Genomic DNA, 16,834 nt, shown 5'->3' with positions numbered 1-16,834 from the left:
GCCGAGACAGATCATGGCTCCAGCCTACAGCGGAGGAGCGTTACCCGGCCGGCTTAGGAGGGATCAGCCCGTTTATCGGAACGGGCATAGTCAGGTGCGGGAATGAAGAACCGCCGCGCCAATGCGCCGGGCCAGGCGAACAGCCACGCTGCCGCGCGGTAATACCACGGGGCCTTGCGACGCCCCTTGGTACGCGGATCGAAGGTGATACGGCCTTCGTGTTTGAATTCGTTGCCGCCTATCACGTGCTCGATCGCAAAGTACCGGCCGTTCCTGATCGTGTCGACGAGGACGGAAAGGTCGATGTTCAGAAAGGCGCCGATGCGCTCGAGCTCGCGCACGGGATTTGCAGAGAAATCGTCATGCGACAGATGGAGCACCCGGTCCGGATAGGCCCGGGCGGTCAGGATCGCGGCTATCATTCCGACCGACCAACCCAATGCGATGACCATCAGAAACGGAAACGTCATCAGGCCGGGTCGATAGAGCCGCTTCATGAATTTAACGGGGCTGCCAGCACCCAGACGATAGTAATGCGACGTGATGGTGATGTCCGGCTCGCGGTAGATATGAATGACTTTCGCCGAAGGATCCGAGCGCAACATCATCAGGCCGCGGGTATATTCCTTGTGGCTGTCGACGAAGGCCGACACATCGAAAACGTCGGCAATCGTGTCGTTCAGGTCGCGCGTTGCCTGCGCATAGAATGACCATTTGTCGTCCGGCACCTCCGGCTTGCTACGCAATGCAGAGCCGAACTGGCGGATATCCGTCAATTCATAAAGCTTGGGAATGTCTTCTTCCAGGTCGCGACCAGAGCGAACGCGGTATGCGGTAAAGACCTGCGACCATTGCGGGCACTCGCGAATTTTCGCGCCACACGAGCATTCCTCGTGGGGGCCACGCGCAAGCGCATCAAGGACCTCGCCGCACCCCTGTATCTGGGGGTGGCCATTGAGAATTACGGTCAGGATCGTCGAACCGGAATGGGCGCGTCCGGCGATGTAGATCGGCGTGACACCATCAGCCATGCGTTTCACCCCCCGGCCCGCTTTGCGCCTTGCCCCAGTGCGAGATATCGAAGTCCACCATCTCGGCAAGCTTCGCGAGATCCCCGGCATAATATTGGGACAGCTCCTGCCGGACGGACTGTGTCATCGGCTCCGGACGTTCACCATAACGGTCAAGGGAAGTCGTTACCCCTCTCCGCACTTTGGTGCGAAGTCCGCGCGGCAGGAAAGGCTTGATCAACGATTTGATGGCTCCCGGACGATTGAAGGAATTGCGAATTCCCTCGATCACGGGATTGACATGGCGCACCGTTACGTTCTCCTGCCGTCCGGCATTCATGGTCTGCCGGGAAACCTCGAGAAAATCGCACATCGTATCAAAAACGCCCTGCCCATCGTCCTTCAGCTTGTCGAAGCTCAGGAGCAGGACGTTCTCCCGCCCGAAGCGGTCGAGGTATCGCTCGACATGCCGAGAGAAAAGACCCGAATAGAGATAACGCCATCCATAGATGAAATGGTCGCGCTTACCTGCCAGTTCCTCAGCGATGGCCTGCTCGAAACTGGCCGCCGATTCCCGCCCGCGCGATGAATTGTAACCCCAGGCCGAGTAAGCACGCGGGACAGGATCACGCAAAGCAATGATGATTTTCGCGCCGGGTACCGTGGCCTTGATGCGATCTGCTGCGTGCGGCGACGGCAGATAGGGTGTCGAGGCTTCTCCGCGTTGCTGCGCCCGTTGCGCTTCCGCACTGGAAAACAGCGCGGCATAGTCATCCGCGTTGAAGACACCCAGATCGACTTCGGACAGCGGCTGAATGCGACCGTGCTTGTCGGGCCGATAAAGCGTTTGCCATCGCTCCGGATCGTCGAATCCCCGAATGAAATATCCGGGTTCCTTCGGATCCGACATGAAGACCTGCTCGTGCCGCGCAAGCATCGCATGCAAACTTGTGGTCCCGGCCTTCTGGGCACCAACAATAAAGAACGTCGGAGACATCATTTCACGACTGCCTTTGGAACGAAAATCGGGCCCAGGATCGAGGGGTCGATACCAAGATTGCGGCGAGCCCAGATGACGACGGCAATATTCCATCCGGCCTTGACGACGAGCAGTCCCCATGCCGCGCCGATGGCACCAAATTCCCTGGTGAGGAGCAACAGGACCGCGAAGCCGACGATATTGAAGGTTGCCAAGATCTTGAGAAACTCGCGGTCATGGCCGGTCATATTCATCAATTGCCCACTCGATCCACAAATCGCTGCAATGACGAACCCGGCCATAATCACCAATAGCGCAGTTGCCGAGGTCGAGAAGCTGGGGTTGAGCAAATCAAGCAGTTGCGCGCCGAAGAAGCCCAGGATGACGGCACCCAGCAATGCCATCGCTGTCGAAGCGATTGCAGTAAAACTGGCAACGCGCTGAAGTTGCGCAAGATTGTTCGCGGCGTAGTTACGCGCAAGCATCGGTGCGGTCAGCAGGTTGAGCCCCTGCAATGGGAAAGCAATGATGGTTGCAACGCGGACCGCTGCGAAGAACGCACCTGTTTCCGCCGGAGAAATGAACTGCCCAACCACTACCACGCTGAGCGGCGTGATGGCCGCGTTCATGCCAGTGGCGAGCCAAAGGCGGACCGAGCTTTTGCGCCACATGGACTTTGCAGCATCCAGCGTTTCGTCGGGTGTGGTGTCGGCCCGCTCCGCTGCGGCGATTTGCGCAAGAGCGCGTCGCCAGCGAGGTCGGACGATGAACAGCAACTGCAATGCGTTGAGCACCAATAGGGTTATCGCGAGAAACCATAACGCGGTGGTCGCATCGGTAACGATGGTCAAGCCGCCGCCCGCCAACGCCATCAGGCTCATCGCGAGCGGTCTCCAGACAATCTCTTTCGGTACCAGCGACCTAACCAGATTGCCGAGACCCCGCAGCAGATTTGCCTGGAAGTCAGCCAGTATCATGCCGGCGGTTAGCGCCGCAGCGGGTATGATCGACGGGTGGGCATGGGAAAGTGAGGACCACAGAAGAATAACGAGAACGCTCGCCAGGATCCCGACAACCGAAACCGTCAGCGAGAAACGCAGCACTGCGCTCATCAAGTCCGTCCGGCCGCGTTCGCTATATGTCGACAAGGACCTCAGGATGAGCCTGCATTGTCCGAAATCGAGCATGACGGACAATGCCGTGGCAAGCGAGAAAGCATAGCCGAAATGGCCGAACTCATCGGTCGGCATCCAGCGGGCCATGGCGAAGACCAGCGCAAAGCCGAGTCCTGCGGAGAGAAACCGGATAGCGATCGAAATGGCTCCGCGGCCCGCCAATCGTCGGTTGCTAGTAGCCGCCATCAGTTGTCGACGCCGGCACCGAAAAACTGGTCGCGCTCTTCGGCGGTGAACCCTGCGGCGCGGGCCATTGCGATCCACCGGGGGTCGGTCGGTGATATTCCAGCGGAAGCGGGACGGATCTTACTGACATCAAGCGCCTCGCCCGGGGCGCCCGCCAAGCTTCGTATCGTTGCGACGTTGCGAGCGGCATCCCGGCAGACATCCTCGAAAGACAGCGAGACAAAGCGGCTTCCATAAAGGGCGCGCCCCTCGCGCTCCGCCAGTCGATATGCCCCCAGCCAACCCCCGAGAAGGCGCTGCGCCGCAGGAACCCTTGCGCTCTTGGGAGGAAGTTGCACCCCCACCTCAGCAAAGAGCGTGTTCGTCGTATCGATCCATTTGGTGCGAAGGAGCTCTTCCATCCCCCAGCCGTTGAACCGGCCGGGCCGGGTCAGCGCTGTAGAGCGGTTGCGGCGCTTGCGCAGACCCAGTGGATCGAACCGGTCGGAGGGGAGCAGATGGGAACTCGCAAATGCGACAGGATGACGGTAGAGATGAACCAGTACGGCGTCGGGAATGATCGCGTGAATCGCAGGGATTTTGCCCATGCAGCGCGTCACATCGAACGCCGTGGGCCCACCTTCGAGAAAGTACTCGAGATACTCGATCTGCTTTTCCGATAGGCCGCGAACGGTCTCCTCGCCTCTCGGTATCGGTGCGTAAAGAGACCGAAAGCGATCGGGATCCCGATTGTACAATGCAATGAATTCCGCACGGGTGCGTTTGACGTTGTCGGCCGGAAGGTCATGCAGCAAATGGCTGAACGGTTCGTCATAGCACGTGTAGCGCGGATCTTGCCGGAACAGGTTCCACAATGCGGTAGTACCGGATCGGCGCAAGGCAACGACCGCAATATGTCGAGGCGTCTCGCTCATTGGAGGGCTACTTGCTTTCCACCCATTGCGCAAAACGCCGCGCGTTGACGAATCCAGCGTTGAAAAACCAACCGATCATAAGGCTGATCGACTTGCCCAGCGGAAGCTGCTCTTGCGTACGATAGACGTTCCACTGGAACGGTATAACGCGAAACTTATTCGAAGAGACGGTGCCGCTATGGAGGCGATAGCTGCATGTGACTTCGTCGAGCAAATCGGCTTTGGGCACCTGCTTAAGCAAACGCAGGAAGAAAACGAAATCCTGCCGCTTACGGATTTCGGGAAAGTGAACCGGTTGAGCTAGCGCCCGCCGATCGACCAGCAGGCTCGAAGTGCGGATTATGCAGTGCCGCAATAGCTGTTCGTAGGTAACGCTTGCGGCAAGCCGCCCACTCTGACCGATCTGTTCGCTTTCTGCATCGATCAGATCGTAACGCGTATAGCACACAGTCGAGCCGGTCCGGTCCATGAAGCGCAGCTGCTGCTCAAGCTTGTCCGGATACCAGCGGTCATCTGAATCGAGCAGCGCGAGATAATCGCCGGACGCGGCATCGATCCCCGCATTCCGCGCACGCCCCGCTCCGCCATTCGTTTCCATCCGCACTATCTTGATGCGGCGATCCGCCATCCCCTCGACGATCGCGACAGTCGCGTCGGACGAAGCATCGTCGACAGCGATGACCTCCAGATTGGCATGGGTCTGATCCAGCACCGACCGGATGGTTTCGACGATATGCGCCGCCGAGTTGTGCATCGGCACGACCACGGAAACCAAGGGTTCGCTGGGGAACTGCCCATCTTGCACTTGTGGAGATTCTCGCATGGGCAAGTTCAAGCCTACCTTGGTCTCGAAGAGTGATCTGGGCCAGGTTGGGCCCACCGCCTTGGCCCGCCCGAGTGTGCGGTTAACCAAGGCTGCTAGCGCGTTGGAATGAATGTTCCAAGACCATATCTGACGGTTAGACCCAGTCTAAGGTCAGGACGCGGGACAAGCGGCAACAGCGAACTGTGGCCCGCCCTTTTAGGAAAGGCCGTACCCAACCACCCTCTAACAAGACGTCACAGCTTCGTATGAGAAGTATGCGCCCGCTAGTCGGGGGTCCACGCGGACACTCCGTTGGGTTAGCTACCAAGCTTAACAATTGTCATTCAGGCCGACCAATCCTGCATTGATCGCTTGCGAATTTCGCCATGTCCGGCAGCGGGGCGGTATCACAAACCGGCTCCAGCTAGAGAAACCAGAGGAACCCCCGCAGACTGGTTCGACTTCAGGCCGGCAGTCAATTCCGCACGGATTGTGCCCGACCAAACTGATCTTTTAGCCAAGCCCTCAGCCCCAGATGCAGAAAAGGCCGCCACCGGAAAACGGTAGCGGCCTCATCTTTGAAATTCGCTAGAAGCTTACGGGCTAACAGCTTCGTCATCGTCGTCGCTGGCAGCGACGATCACGCCGGCAACCACAGCGATACCAGCAAGGATCGCGATGATGAGGCCTGCGCCACCGAGTTCACTGGTTTCACCAGCTTCGGCGGTCGAGCGCGACAGGTCGGTTGCAACGGCAGCGTCAGCTGCAGCAGCGGATACCGAACCGACGGCCATGGTTGCGGCTGCGAGGCCGGCGAGAAGGCGGCTGGTCTTCATATTTAGTCTCCTTAAGTTTTATTCTTACGCGAGAATTCGATTTTTCGCTAGCAGCGATTCGAATACCGCGCAACCGGATAATTCATTGTTACGTCGCATTTTTACAACGCAGTCAGCTCCGACCCATTCTATTCTCAAAGCACCTTACGTCGGCTCAAGGACAGGTCAATATGCATTCGGGTGCACCAGGACCCGGGCCGTCGCGAATATGATTTTGATGTCACGCAAGACCGACCAGTTGCGAATGTACTCCAGATCCGCCTGGAGCCGGTCCTTTAGATGACCTTCGGTTTCGGTCGCACCGCGGTGCCCGCGAACCTGGGCCAGGCCGGTGAGACCCGGCTTGAGCGCGTGCCGCTGCCAATAATCGGTATCGACTTCCCAGAAGAGCTTTTTGCCCGCCTGCGACCCCAATGCATGCGGGCGCGGCCCGATCACGCTCATCTCCGAACGCAGGACGTTGATGAGCTGCGGCAGTTCGTCGATCGACGTCTTGCGAATGATGGCCCCGATCCGCGTCACACGATCGTCTTCGCGCGAGGTCGAGCGCGCGCCCTTGCAGTCGCCCTTTTCTACGCGCATCGAGCGAAACTTGAGCATATCGAACAGGCAATTATGCGCGCCCATGCGCTGCTGGACGAAGAAGATCGGACCCCCGTCCTCAAGCTTGATCAGCACAGCTACCAGCGCCATCAGCGGACTGAGCAGGATCAACGCCGGCACGGTGATCGCCAGATCCATGACCCGCTTGAAGATGCGGGCATGAAGCGCCAGGGGACCAGTCGAGACAACCAGGAAGGACTGGCCGCCCTCGCGCTCCAGCGCGATTGCGCCAAGTTCCTGCAAGGCGGTGGAGATAACCTCACCGCGCACGCCCGCACCGCGCATGACGCTCGCCCATTTCGGGCGCTGGTCGGCCGCGCAACTGACGACGACACGATCCATGCCGCGCATCAACCGGCCAATGCGATCGAGACTGTCGGGTGAAGCATGCGCGCCGGAAATGTCGAAATCCTCGGCATGAACGACCTGTGCACCACGAATGGTCACCTTTGGCCCGCCATCCATGACCACCAGTACCGAACTCACGCTCGGGCCGTAAACCTGGCGCAGGCTGAAATGCATGCCGATCCGGAACAAGGCCATGCCGGCAAAGGCGAGAACCAGCGCGAGCGAGAGCATGACGCGCGAGAATTCGGTCGCAGCCTTGGCGTAGAAGATCATCACCGTACACAACATGGCTGACACCACCAGTGCGAGGCCGACCTGTCCGATCGCGTAGCGCACTTCGTCGAGCGCGCGGATCGAATAACACCGTTGATGCACTGCAATGACCAGGAAGATCGGCAGGAAAGCCCAGCCCATCGCAATGGCGAGTTCATGCGGCCACTGATTGCGATAAAAGCCCCCGGCGGCCACGAAACTGCCAAGCAGGATCAGGGCATCGACCAGCAGCATCAGCAGATACAGCTGAATACGGCGACCTTCCATCGCCGGGCGGCGAACCGCGTGGGAGACATTCTCAAGATACACGTTCTTCGCTCCGCCCTTCTCTTCCCGGGGGGTATGGATGACCATGCGACGTTGTTCTTGTGCTTCATGCAAGATGCGCGGGTTAACCGGATCATAGTCTCCGTTAACTCTCCGTGGCAATCCGTATTGTCTATTTGCGCCATTGTGGGACCGCTACGGTAATCTAGCTGACAGCCCGTGCGCAACGTGGCGCTCCGCTTCCAACGTGACCGCTCCCTTGCCCTCGGCCCGCGCTCTGCTATGGCGCGCGCAACTCTCATTCGAACGAACAGGAACCCCATGGCGAAGATCAAGGTTGCGAACCCGATCGTCGAGCTCGACGGCGACGAAATGACGAAGATCATCTGGGAATGGATCCGCGAACGGCTGATCCTGCCCTATCTCGACGTCGATCTGAAATATTACGATCTTTCGATCGAAAAGCGCGACGAGACGGAAGACCAGATCACGATCGACGCGGCCAATGCGATCAAGCAGTATGGCGTGGGCGTGAAATGCGCCACCATCACCCCCGACGAAGCCCGCGTCGAGGAATTCGGCCTCAAGAAGATGTGGGTCAGCCCCAATGGCACGATCCGCAACATCCTTGGCGGCGTCGTCTTCCGCGAGCCGATCGTGATCGACAACGTTCCGCGCCTCGTCCCCGGCTGGACCGATCCCATCGTCGTCGGCCGTCACGCTTTCGGCGACCAGTACCGCGCCAAGGACACGCTGATCCCCGGCCCTGGCAAGCTGCGCCTCGTCTTCGAAGGCGAGAATGGCGAGAACATCGATCTCGATGTCTACGAATTCCAGAGCTCGGGCGTCGCCATGGCGATGTACAATCTCGACGACAGCATCCGCGACTTCGCGCGTGCCTGCATGAACTACGGCCTCGACCGCGGCTGGCCGGTATATCTGTCGACCAAGAACACCATCCTCAAGAAGTATGACGGCCGCTTCAAGGATCTGTTCGAGGAAGTGTTCGAAAGCGAATTCAAGGACAAGTTCGCCGAAGCGAACATCACCTACGAACATCGCCTGATCGACGACATGGTCGCCTCCGCGCTCAAGTGGAGCGGCAAGTTCGTCTGGGCCTGCAAGAACTACGACGGCGACGTCCAGTCGGACGTGGTGGCGCAGGGCTTCGGCTCGCTCGGCCTGATGACCAGCGTGCTGATGACGCCCGACGGCAAGACTGTCGAAGCCGAAGCCGCGCATGGCACGGTTACCCGCCACTATCGCCAGCACCAGGAAGGCAAGGCGACAAGCACCAATCCGATCGCCAGCATCTTCGCCTGGACGCGCGGCCTGATCTATCGCGGGCGCTTCGACAACACGCCCGATGTGGTGAAGTTCGCCGAGACGCTCGAGCGGGTTTGCATCCAGACCGTCGAAAGCGGCAAGATGACCAAGGACCTCGCGCTGCTCATCGGTCCCGACCAGAGCTGGATGACCACCGAGCAGTTCTTCGAGGCGATCGTCGACAACCTCGAAACGGAAATGCAGGCCTGGGCCTGAAACCAACCGCCGACTTCGTCATTGCCTAGGCAGTGACGCACGAGACCGGGACCGGCACGCGCCGGTTCCGGTCTTGTCGTAAGGGGTCACCAGAAAAGACAGGGATGACATGGCCGCACCGGCAAACAAGAAGCGCACCGTGAAACGCAAGGGCCCCGAGAAGTTCGGCCAGCGCCGGCTCGAAGTGCGCAATGCGATGATCAAGGACATTCCGGGCATCGCGCACCTGGTGCGGCGGGTTTACGAGGATATGCCCGCCTACACGCACGGCGAAATCCGCGGGCAGATCAACAATTTCCGCGAAGGCTGCTTCGTCGCACTGCTCGATGACGAGGTCGTCGGCTATTGCGCGACCATGCAGTTGGCCGAAGCGCTCGCCTTCCAGCCGCACGACTGGGACGAGATCACCGGCAATGGCTATGGCAGCCGTCACGATCCGACCGGCGACTGGCTATATGGCTACGAGATGTGCGTCGATCCCAAGGTGCGCGGCGTGCGCATCGGGCGGCGCCTGTATGAAGAACGACGCGCGCTGGCCGAGGAGATGGACCTGACGGGCATCGTCTTTGCCGGGCGGATGCCCAACTACCGCCGCTTCCGCCGCAAGGTCGAAAATCCGCAGGACTATCTCGCCAAGGTGGTCGAGGGGAAGCTGCACGATCCGGTGCTGCGCTTCCAGCTGGCCAACGGCTTCGAACCCGAACGGATCATGCAGGGCTATCTGCCCGAGGATAAAGCCTCGATGGCCAATGCGGTGATGATGGTCTGGCGCAACCCTTATGTCGAGCGCGACCAGCCGGTGAAGAAGCGGCTGCCGCGCGGGGTCGAGGCGGTGCGCGTCGCGACCTGCCAGCTCCAGGCGCGCGCGGTGGCGGATTACGACGAATTCATGCGCGCCATCAAATATTTCGTCGATGTCGCAAGCGATTACGAGGCGGACTTCATCGTCTTTCCCGAACTGTTCACGCTTATGCTGTTGAGCTTCGAGGAGAAGGAACTCTCCCCCGTCGAGGCGATCGAGCGCCTGTCCGAATACACCCCGCGTCTGCGCCGCGACATTTCGGAGATGGCGATGCGCTACAACATCAACATCATCGCCGGTTCGCATCCGACGCGGATGGAGGACGGCGACATCCACAATGTCGCCTATGTCTGCCTGCGCGACGGCGCGGTGCATGCGCAGGAGAAGATCCACCCCACGCCGAACGAGCGTTATTGGTGGAACATCAAGGGCGGCGACAAGGTCGAGGTGATCCAGACCGACTGCGGTCCGATCGGGGTGCAGATCTGCTACGACAGCGAGTTCCCCGAGCTGTCGCGGCGCCTCGCCGACGAAGGCGCGCGGATCATCTTCGTGCCGTTCTGCACCGACAGCCGCCAGGGCTATCTGCGCGTACGCTATTGCGGTCAGGCCCGCGCGATCGAGAACCAGTGCTTCGTCGTGCTCAGCGGCAATGTCGGCAATCTGCCCAATGTCGCGAACATGGATATCCAGTATGCGCAGAGCTGTATCCTGACGCCTTGCGATTTCCCCTTCGCCCGCGACGGGATTGCCGCCGAGGCCAGCGAGAATGTCGAGACGCTGACGATCAGCGATATCAACCTTGCCGATCTCAGCTGGGCGCGCGCCGAAGGGACGGTGCGCAACCTCGCCGATCGGCGTTTCGACCTCTACCGCATCGAGTGGGACGAAGACGGAAAGCATCCGGGCAAGCCGCGTCCGCGCCGTGAACCACTCGGCCCCGCGCATCCGGGTGGGGGTTAGCGCGGATCGCGTCGTGACAGCCTGACCCGGCGCGGTTACGGAAGGTCGCATGGCATCGGCTGAATTCGCAAGTCCGGCAGTATCCGACGCGCTGGTGATCCTCGGCGCGGCCGGGCTGGTCATCCCCGTGTTCACGCGGTTTCGCGTGACCCCGATTATCGGGTTCATCCTGATCGGGGTTGCGGTCGGCCCCTTCGGGCTCGGGCGGCTCGTGTTCGAGCACCCCTGGCTCAACCACATTACCATCTCCGATCCCGAGGCGCTTGAGCCCTTCGCCGAATTCGGGATTATCCTGCTACTCTTCACGATCGGTCTGGAACTCAGCTTCAACCGCTTGTGGCAAATGCGCAAACTGGTCTTCGGGCTGGGCGCGATGGAGCTGCTGGTGATCGGCAGCTCGCTGGCCATGGCATTGTCGATGATGGGGCAGTACTGGACCGGCGCGCTCGCGCTCGGCTTCGCGTTGGCGTTCTCCTCCACCGCCATCGTCCTGCCGATCGCCGGTACGCATTCGCCCGTCGGGCGCGCGGCGCTGTCGATGCTGTTGTTCGAAGACATCATGATCGTGCCGATCATCTTCGTCCTCGGCGCGATGGCCCCCAATGCCGCCGGCGAAGGCTGGGAAGGTATGCTGACCACGCTGTGGCAGGGCGGGCTGGTAATCGCGGCGATGATGATTCTCGGCCGCTTCGCCCTGCCCCGGCTGTTCGGCCAGGCCGCGCGCACCAAGAGCCCCGAACTGTTCCTCGCCGCATCGCTGCTGGTGGTCATCGGCGCCAGCCTCGCCACCGCAGCGGTCGGCCTCTCGCCAATCGTCGGCGCGCTGATCGCCGGGCTGCTGATCGCGGAGACCGAATATCACGGCGAAGTCGAAGCCATCATGGAGCCGTTCAAGGGCCTTGCGCTGGGGATCTTCCTGATCACCGTGGGCATGAGCATCGACCTGCAGACGATCTGGGAAAACTTCGCGCTGATCTTTACCGCGGTCCTGCTGATCCTGCCGTTCAAGGCGCTGGTTACCGGAGTCCTGCTGCGACTGATGGGGGCACGGCGCAGCACGGCGGCGGAAACCGGCATCCTGATGGCCAGCCCGTCGGAAACGACGCTGATCATCCTTGCGGCGGCCAGTGCGGCGCTGCTGATCCAGCCGGGCACCGCGCAGTTCTGGCAGATCGTCACTGCGATCGGCCTGACGGTCACCCCGCTGCTCGCGCGTCTGGGCCGCGTCATCGCGCGGCGGGTCGAACCGGTCCCCGAACTGCCCGAGGATACCGCCGACGAACCACGCGTGATCATTGTTGGCGCCGGCCGCGTCGGGCGACTGGTGGCGCAGATGCTCACCGCGCATGACAAGCCCTATATTGCGCTCGATGCGGATCCCGACCTGATCGAAAGCGCAAAGCGCGATGGTTTCCGCGCCACATTCGGTGATGCGGCGCGCGGCGATTCGATGGACCGGCTGGGGATCGAGAACGCGCTTGCCGTGGTGTTGACGATGGACGAACCGGTGCTGGTCCAGCGGCTGGTATCCAAGCTGCGCAAGGAGCACCCCGACCTGCTGATCGTGTGCCGCGCACGCGATGTCCGGCACGCCGCCGAGCTTTACCGTGCGGGCGCAAGCCACGCGGTCCCCGAAACGCTCGAAAGCTCGTTGCAATTGTCCGAGGCGGTGCTGGTGGATATCGGCGTGGCAATGGGGCCGGTGATCGCCTCCATTCACGAGAAACGCGACGAATTCCGCGGCCAGATCGAGCAGGAAGGCGCGCTGACCTACAAGCCGAAACTGCGGACCAGCACCGCGGAAGCCTAGATGGCGACCCCGCTCGAAACGCGTTCGGATTGCGCGCGGTGCGCGGCGCTGTGCTGCATCGCCTATCCTTCGCAGGACATGCCGGGTTTCGCCGCGGCAAAGGAGGCAGGCCAGCCCTGCCCCAAGCTCGGCGGCGACGCGCGTTGCACGATCTATGCGGACCGCGCCGAACAAGGCTTTGCCGGTTGCATCCGCTTCGAATGTTTCGGCGCGGGCCAGCATGTCGTCCAGACGCTGTTCGAAGGCCGCGACTGGCGCGAACGGCCCGAATTGCTGGGTCCGATGGTCGAGAGCTTTCTGGCCATGCGACCGGTCAGCGATCTTGCCTTCCTCGTTGCACGCGCTCTTGCCACTGAGCCCGAAGCGGAAACCACCGCCCGGCTCGAAGAGCTGGATAGCGAGTTGAGAGCAGTGGCTTCCTCGAGCGAAACGCTGCGCGATTCGAACCGTATTGCGAAGGTGCAAGCCGCCATCAGGCGTGTCTACGGCTCGATCGATCCGGACAAACTACGGGAAACGTGAACTTCTTCGCGCTCCGACCGTTGGTCGGGGGAAGGAGAAAGACATGAGCAACCCCGACCCGACCAAACCGACGCCGAACAGCGAAAAGTTCAAACCGCAGAACGTGCAGGACCCGGTCAGCACCGTCGAACCGCCTAGCGCGAATGCCAACAAGCCAGCCGATACCGGCGGCCAGGACCTGCCGCGCGGCAGCCAGTCCGAAGTCGGTCGCAAATCGCGCAACCGTAGCTAAGCAACCTATCCGGCGGAAAGTTTGCCGCGCACCGCGGCGATCGCTTCGTCGGCCTTGGCACCGTCCGGACCGCCCCCCTGGGCCATGTCCGGGCGGCCGCCGCCACCCTTCCCGCCCAGCGCTTCGACCCCGGCACGCACCAGATCGACTGCGCTGAAACGTTCGGTCAGATCGTCGGTGACGGCCACCGCGAAGGCGGCCTTGCCGTCATTGACCGCACAGATCGCGGCAATGCCCGACCCGATCCGGCCCTTGGCTTCATCGAGCAGCGGACGCAGGTCCTTCGGATTGAGTCCCTCAACCACCTGGCCCGAGAATGTGACGCCCCCGACATCTTCGTCGGCGGGACCGGATTCGCTCGCGCCGCCACCACCGAGCGCAAGTGCGCGTTTGGCTTCGGCAAGTTCCTTCTCGAGCCGCTTGCGTTCCTCGACCAGTGCGGTGACGCGCGCCGGCGCCTCGTCGGGCGAAGTCTTGAGCGCGCCCGCGATAAGCCGCACCGCCTCGTCGCGCGCGACAAGCCATTTGCGCGCTGCTTCGCCTGTCAGCGCCTCGATCCGCCGGACACCCGAACTGACCGCGCTTTCGGAAACGATCTTGAACAGGCCGATATCGCCGGTCGCCTTCACATGCGTGCCGCCGCATAGCTCGACCGAATAATTGCGGCCTTCGCCGACCGTGCGGCCCATCGAGAGCACGCGCACTTCGTCGCCGTACTTCTCGCCGAACAGCGCCAAGGCGCCCGCAGCCACCGCATCGTCGGGTGTCATGAGCCGCGTGCCGACCTGTTCGTTGGCGCGGATTTCCTCGTTCACCTCGACCTCGATCGCCGCGATATCGTCATCGCCGAGCGGCTTGGGATGCGAGAAGTCGAAGCGGAAGCGGTCTTCGGACACCAGCGAACCCTTCTGCGTGACATGATCGCCGAGGCGATTGCGCAGCGCGGCATGGACAAGGTGCGTCGCGGAATGGTTCGCCCGGATCCGGTCGCGCCGTTCGGCATCGACTTCCAGGTGGACCGCGTCGCCCACCTTGACCGAACCGCCGGTAATCGTGCCGACATGCGTGTGCAGCCGGCCCAGCGGCTTGTTGGTGGTCTCGACTGCGAATTCGAAGCCTTCGGGTGTCCATATCCGCCCGGCATCCCCGGTCTGGCCGCCGCTTTCGCCATAGAACGGCGTCTGGTTGGTCAGAACGACCACCTCGTCACCGGCCCCGGCCGACTGGACCTGCGCGCCGTCCTTGACGATCGCAACCACCTCAGCCTCGCCGGTGGTCGAATTGTAGCCAGTGAACTCGGTCGATCCCTGCGCATCGGCGATATCGAACCAGACCTCTTCGCTGGCCGACTGGCCCGAACCCTTCCACGCCGCACGGGCAGCCGCCTTCTGCTGCTCCATCGCCGCATCGAATCCGCCCTTGTCGACGGTGATGCCGCGGCTGCGCAGCGCATCCTCGGTCAGATCGTAGGGGAAGCCATACGTGTCGTAGAGCTTGAATGCGGTCTGCCCGTCCAGCGTCCCGCCCTCGCCCATCGTGCCGGTTGCCTCGTCGAGCAGCTTGAGACCCTTGTCGAGCGTGCGGCGGAACTGCGTTTCCTCGCGTTCGAGCACTTCTTGGATCAGCGCCTGCCCGCGTTGCAGTTCGGGATAGGCCTGGCCCATTTCGGTGACCAGAGCGGGCACGAGACGGTGCATCAGCGGCTCGCTCGCGCCGAGCAGGTGTGCATGACGCATGGCGCGGCGCATGATCCGCCGCAGGACATAGCCGCGGCCTTCGTTCGAAGGCAGGACGCCATCGGCCATCAGGAAGCTGGTCGAGCGCAAATGGTCGGCGATGACCCGGTGGCTGGCAGTGCTGTCGCCTTCGGCCTTCACTCCGGTCAGCCCCTCGCTCGCCGCGATCAGATTCCTGAAAGTGTCGGTGTCGTAATTGTCGTGCACCCCCTGCATCACCGCGGCGACACGTTCGATCCCCATGCCCGTGTCGATGCTCGGCTTGGGCAGGTCGCCCACGATCTGGTCGTTTTCCTGCGTGAACTGCATGAACACGAGATTCCAGATCTCGACGAAGCGGTCGCCGTCCTCCTCGGGTGATCCCGGAGGGCCGCCCCAGATATGATCGCCGTGATCGTAGAAGATCTCCGAACACGGCCCGCAGGGACCATCTGAGCCCATGGCCCAGAAATTGTCCTTGGTGGGGATGCGGATGATGCGCTCGTCGGCGAAGCCGGTCAGCTTCTTCCACAGGTCGAAGGCCTCGTCATCGGTATGGTAGACGGTGACCAGCAGCCGGTCCTTGTCGAGACCCCATTCCTCGGTCAGCAGCGTCCAGGCATGCAGGATCGCCTGCTCCTTGAAATAGTCGCCGAAGCTGAAATTGCCGAGCATCTCGAAGAAAGTGTGGTGCCGCGCGGTGTAGCCGACATTGTCGAGATCGTTATGCTTGCCCCCGGCGCGCACGCATTTCTGCGCGCTGGTGGCGCGCGGCGCGGGCGGGGTTTCGAGTCCGGTGAACGAGTTCTTGAACGGCACCATGCCGGCGTTGACGAACATCAGCGTGGGATCGCTGAAGGGGACGAGCGGCGCACTGGCGACTTCGGCATGCTCATGGCGTGCGAAATAGTCGAGGAAACTGCGGCGGATGTCGTTGGTCGAAGTCATGACCGGGCAGTTAGGCAATCGGCGCGCGGGCGACAAGCGCGAAAGGCCGGCCAGACTGTGCAGGAGAGACGATCAACCGGGTGCGCGGGCCGTCACGATCCAGGCAGCGGCCGGGAGTGCGACCTGGGCATCGACACAGTGCCGTTCTAGCATGGCGCGAAGGCGGGCCATGGCGGCGTCGCGTTCGGCCTCCCCCAGCGCCCCGATGGTACGCGCCGCTGGCCCGATCCGCAGGAAATAGGACAACGCATCCTTGACCGCCTGCTCGCCTTCGCCGCCGATCATGCGGTAATCGATCGGTTCAAAGGCGATGCCCTGCCAACCGGCCTTCATAAGAATAGCCTCGACGCGGGCCCGACGCCCGAAAGCAAAGGGCCCGGGGGCATCGGGATCGGGCGCGGGCTCATCGCTTGGCGGGAGGACCGCGGCGATTTCGCGCACCCAGGGGTTTTGGGTACGCTCGCGGAAGCAGGAAAAGACGAGCCGCGCACTCGGCGCAGCCTGCTCCGCGATATGCGCGAAGGCGGCGATGGGGTCGCCAAAAAACATCACCCCGTGACGCGAGATTACGAGGTCGGCCTGCTCGCCAGCGCCCGCCGTCCACCGAGCCGCATCGCCAAGCTCGAAGCGCAGGTTCGGCCGTCCCGCTCCGCGTTGGCGGGCCGCCTCGAGCAGGTCCGCGCTGATATCAACCCCGATCACCCTTGCCGTCGGATCGCCCGTCGCGAGCGCCAGCGACACTTCGCCTGCGCCGCAGCCGACATCCAGTGCCTGTGCGAAACCCTTCGCCTGCGCGACTTCGAGCAGCCGGTCGGTCACCGGGCCGAAACTGCGGTCGGTCCGCTGCCATTCGTCCGCCCAGGCATTGCCGACCCTGCCGGTCCATTCGGATTGATCGGTCATC

General features: G+C 62.0%; 14 protein-coding genes. 5 read left to right on the top strand and 9 right to left on the bottom strand.

Annotation, left to right across the window (positions count from 1 at the left end; all coding sequences use genetic code 11):
• Positions 1-53: 53 nt before the first annotated feature.
• The 7 genes from V6B15_RS04610 to V6B15_RS04580 all read right to left on the bottom strand — a co-directional run bounded on the left by V6B15_RS04610 (position 54) and on the right by V6B15_RS04580 (position 7,396).
• Positions 54-1,031 (bottom strand): sulfotransferase, encoded by a 978-nt coding sequence (locus tag V6B15_RS04610; RefSeq protein ID WP_334200198.1) that lies wholly within the window; start codon positions 1,029-1,031, stop codon positions 54-56.
• A complete protein-coding gene (locus tag V6B15_RS04605; protein WP_334200197.1) occupies positions 1,024-2,010 on the bottom strand; it encodes a sulfotransferase family protein in 987 nt (328 codons plus the stop codon). Before V6B15_RS04605 ends, V6B15_RS04610 begins: the two co-directional genes overlap by 8 nt.
• Positions 2,007-3,350 carry a lipopolysaccharide biosynthesis protein gene (locus V6B15_RS04600; protein ID WP_334200196.1) on the bottom strand — a complete coding sequence of 448 codons (1,344 nt, stop codon included), beginning with the start codon at positions 3,348-3,350 and terminating at the stop codon, positions 2,007-2,009. The genes V6B15_RS04605 and V6B15_RS04600 overlap by 4 nt, the downstream gene beginning before the upstream one ends.
• Positions 3,350-4,264, bottom strand: coding sequence for a sulfotransferase (locus V6B15_RS04595; RefSeq protein WP_334200195.1), 915 nt, complete (start codon positions 4,262-4,264; stop codon positions 3,350-3,352). Before V6B15_RS04595 ends, V6B15_RS04600 begins: the two co-directional genes overlap by 1 nt.
• A gap of 7 nt (positions 4,265-4,271) precedes the next feature.
• Positions 4,272-5,177, bottom strand: coding sequence for a glycosyltransferase family 2 protein (locus tag V6B15_RS04590; protein ID WP_334200194.1), 906 nt, complete (start codon positions 5,175-5,177; stop codon positions 4,272-4,274).
• 488 nt (positions 5,178-5,665) lie between these two features.
• Entirely contained in the window at positions 5,666-5,905 is a 240-nt protein-coding gene (locus V6B15_RS04585) for a hypothetical protein (RefSeq protein WP_253515243.1), read from the bottom strand.
• A 165-nt stretch (positions 5,906-6,070) separates the two neighbouring features.
• Positions 6,071-7,396, bottom strand: coding sequence for an exopolysaccharide biosynthesis polyprenyl glycosylphosphotransferase (locus V6B15_RS04580; protein WP_334200193.1), 1,326 nt, complete (start codon positions 7,394-7,396; stop codon positions 6,071-6,073).
• A 321-nt stretch (positions 7,397-7,717) separates the two neighbouring features.
• Between V6B15_RS04580 and V6B15_RS04575 the strand changes: the two genes are divergently transcribed.
• From V6B15_RS04575 to V6B15_RS04555, 5 genes are all read left to right on the top strand, one after another.
• Positions 7,718-8,938 (top strand): NADP-dependent isocitrate dehydrogenase, encoded by a 1,221-nt coding sequence (locus tag V6B15_RS04575; RefSeq protein ID WP_320179985.1) that lies wholly within the window; start codon positions 7,718-7,720, stop codon positions 8,936-8,938.
• A gap of 109 nt (positions 8,939-9,047) precedes the next feature.
• Complete coding sequence (locus V6B15_RS04570; protein WP_253515237.1) at positions 9,048-10,703, top strand: bifunctional GNAT family N-acetyltransferase/carbon-nitrogen hydrolase family protein; 1,656 nt, start codon at positions 9,048-9,050, stop codon at positions 10,701-10,703.
• A 49-nt stretch (positions 10,704-10,752) separates the two neighbouring features.
• The gene (locus tag V6B15_RS04565; protein ID WP_330768563.1) at positions 10,753-12,513 is read left to right on the top strand and encodes a cation:proton antiporter domain-containing protein; all 1,761 of its coding nucleotides are present in this window, start codon (positions 10,753-10,755) and stop codon (positions 12,511-12,513) included.
• Positions 12,514-13,035: a hypothetical protein gene (locus tag V6B15_RS04560; RefSeq protein ID WP_334200192.1), complete on the top strand. Its 522-nt coding sequence runs from the start codon at positions 12,514-12,516 to the stop codon at positions 13,033-13,035.
• A gap of 43 nt (positions 13,036-13,078) precedes the next feature.
• Positions 13,079-13,267 (top strand): hypothetical protein, encoded by a 189-nt coding sequence (locus V6B15_RS04555; protein WP_334200191.1) that lies wholly within the window; start codon positions 13,079-13,081, stop codon positions 13,265-13,267.
• Between the two features lie 5 nt (positions 13,268-13,272).
• On the opposite strand, the gene alaS is transcribed toward V6B15_RS04555, so the two are convergent.
• Together alaS and V6B15_RS04545 are read right to left on the bottom strand one after the other, a co-directional pair.
• Complete coding sequence (gene alaS / locus V6B15_RS04550; RefSeq protein ID WP_334200190.1) at positions 13,273-15,930, bottom strand: alanine--tRNA ligase; 2,658 nt, start codon at positions 15,928-15,930, stop codon at positions 13,273-13,275.
• Positions 15,931-16,002: 72 nt separating this feature from the next.
• A complete protein-coding gene (locus tag V6B15_RS04545) occupies positions 16,003-16,833 on the bottom strand; it encodes a class I SAM-dependent methyltransferase (protein WP_334200189.1) in 831 nt (276 codons plus the stop codon).
• Position 16,834: the final 1 nt, after the last annotated feature.

It is taken from the genome of Qipengyuania sp. Mu-71 (genome assembly GCF_036867055.1).
Lineage (GTDB): Bacteria > Pseudomonadota > Alphaproteobacteria > Sphingomonadales > Sphingomonadaceae > Qipengyuania > Qipengyuania profunda.
Note: the sequence above shows the minus strand (reverse complement) of the source record. Positions and strands in the feature narration are given on the sequence as shown.

Bases quoted from the DNA above. Each gene is read 5' to 3' on its own strand.
- V6B15_RS04610 (WP_334200198.1), bottom strand. From the start codon at position 1,031: ATGGCTGATGGTGTCACGCCGATCTACATCGCCGGACGCGCCCATTCC.
- V6B15_RS04585 (WP_253515243.1), bottom strand. From the start codon at position 5,905: ATGAAGACCAGCCGCCTTCTCGCCGGCCTCGCAGCCGCAACCATGGCC.
- V6B15_RS04565 (WP_330768563.1), top strand. From the start codon at position 10,753: ATGGCATCGGCTGAATTCGCAAGTCCGGCAGTATCCGACGCGCTGGTG.
- V6B15_RS04570 (WP_253515237.1), top strand. From the start codon at position 9,048: ATGGCCGCACCGGCAAACAAGAAGCGCACCGTGAAACGCAAGGGCCCC.
- V6B15_RS04580 (WP_334200193.1), bottom strand. From the start codon at position 7,396: ATGGAAGGTCGCCGTATTCAGCTGTATCTGCTGATGCTGCTGGTCGAT.
- V6B15_RS04545 (WP_334200189.1), bottom strand. From the start codon at position 16,833: ATGACCGATCAATCCGAATGGACCGGCAGGGTCGGCAATGCCTGGGCG.
- V6B15_RS04605 (WP_334200197.1), bottom strand. From the start codon at position 2,010: ATGATGTCTCCGACGTTCTTTATTGTTGGTGCCCAGAAGGCCGGGACC.
- alaS (WP_334200190.1), bottom strand. From the start codon at position 15,930: ATGACTTCGACCAACGACATCCGCCGCAGTTTCCTCGACTATTTCGCA.
- V6B15_RS04555 (WP_334200191.1), top strand. From the start codon at position 13,079: ATGAGCAACCCCGACCCGACCAAACCGACGCCGAACAGCGAAAAGTTC.
- V6B15_RS04575 (WP_320179985.1), top strand. From the start codon at position 7,718: ATGGCGAAGATCAAGGTTGCGAACCCGATCGTCGAGCTCGACGGCGAC.
- V6B15_RS04560 (WP_334200192.1), top strand. From the start codon at position 12,514: ATGGCGACCCCGCTCGAAACGCGTTCGGATTGCGCGCGGTGCGCGGCG.
- V6B15_RS04595 (WP_334200195.1), bottom strand. From the start codon at position 4,264: ATGAGCGAGACGCCTCGACATATTGCGGTCGTTGCCTTGCGCCGATCC.
- V6B15_RS04600 (WP_334200196.1), bottom strand. From the start codon at position 3,350: ATGGCGGCTACTAGCAACCGACGATTGGCGGGCCGCGGAGCCATTTCG.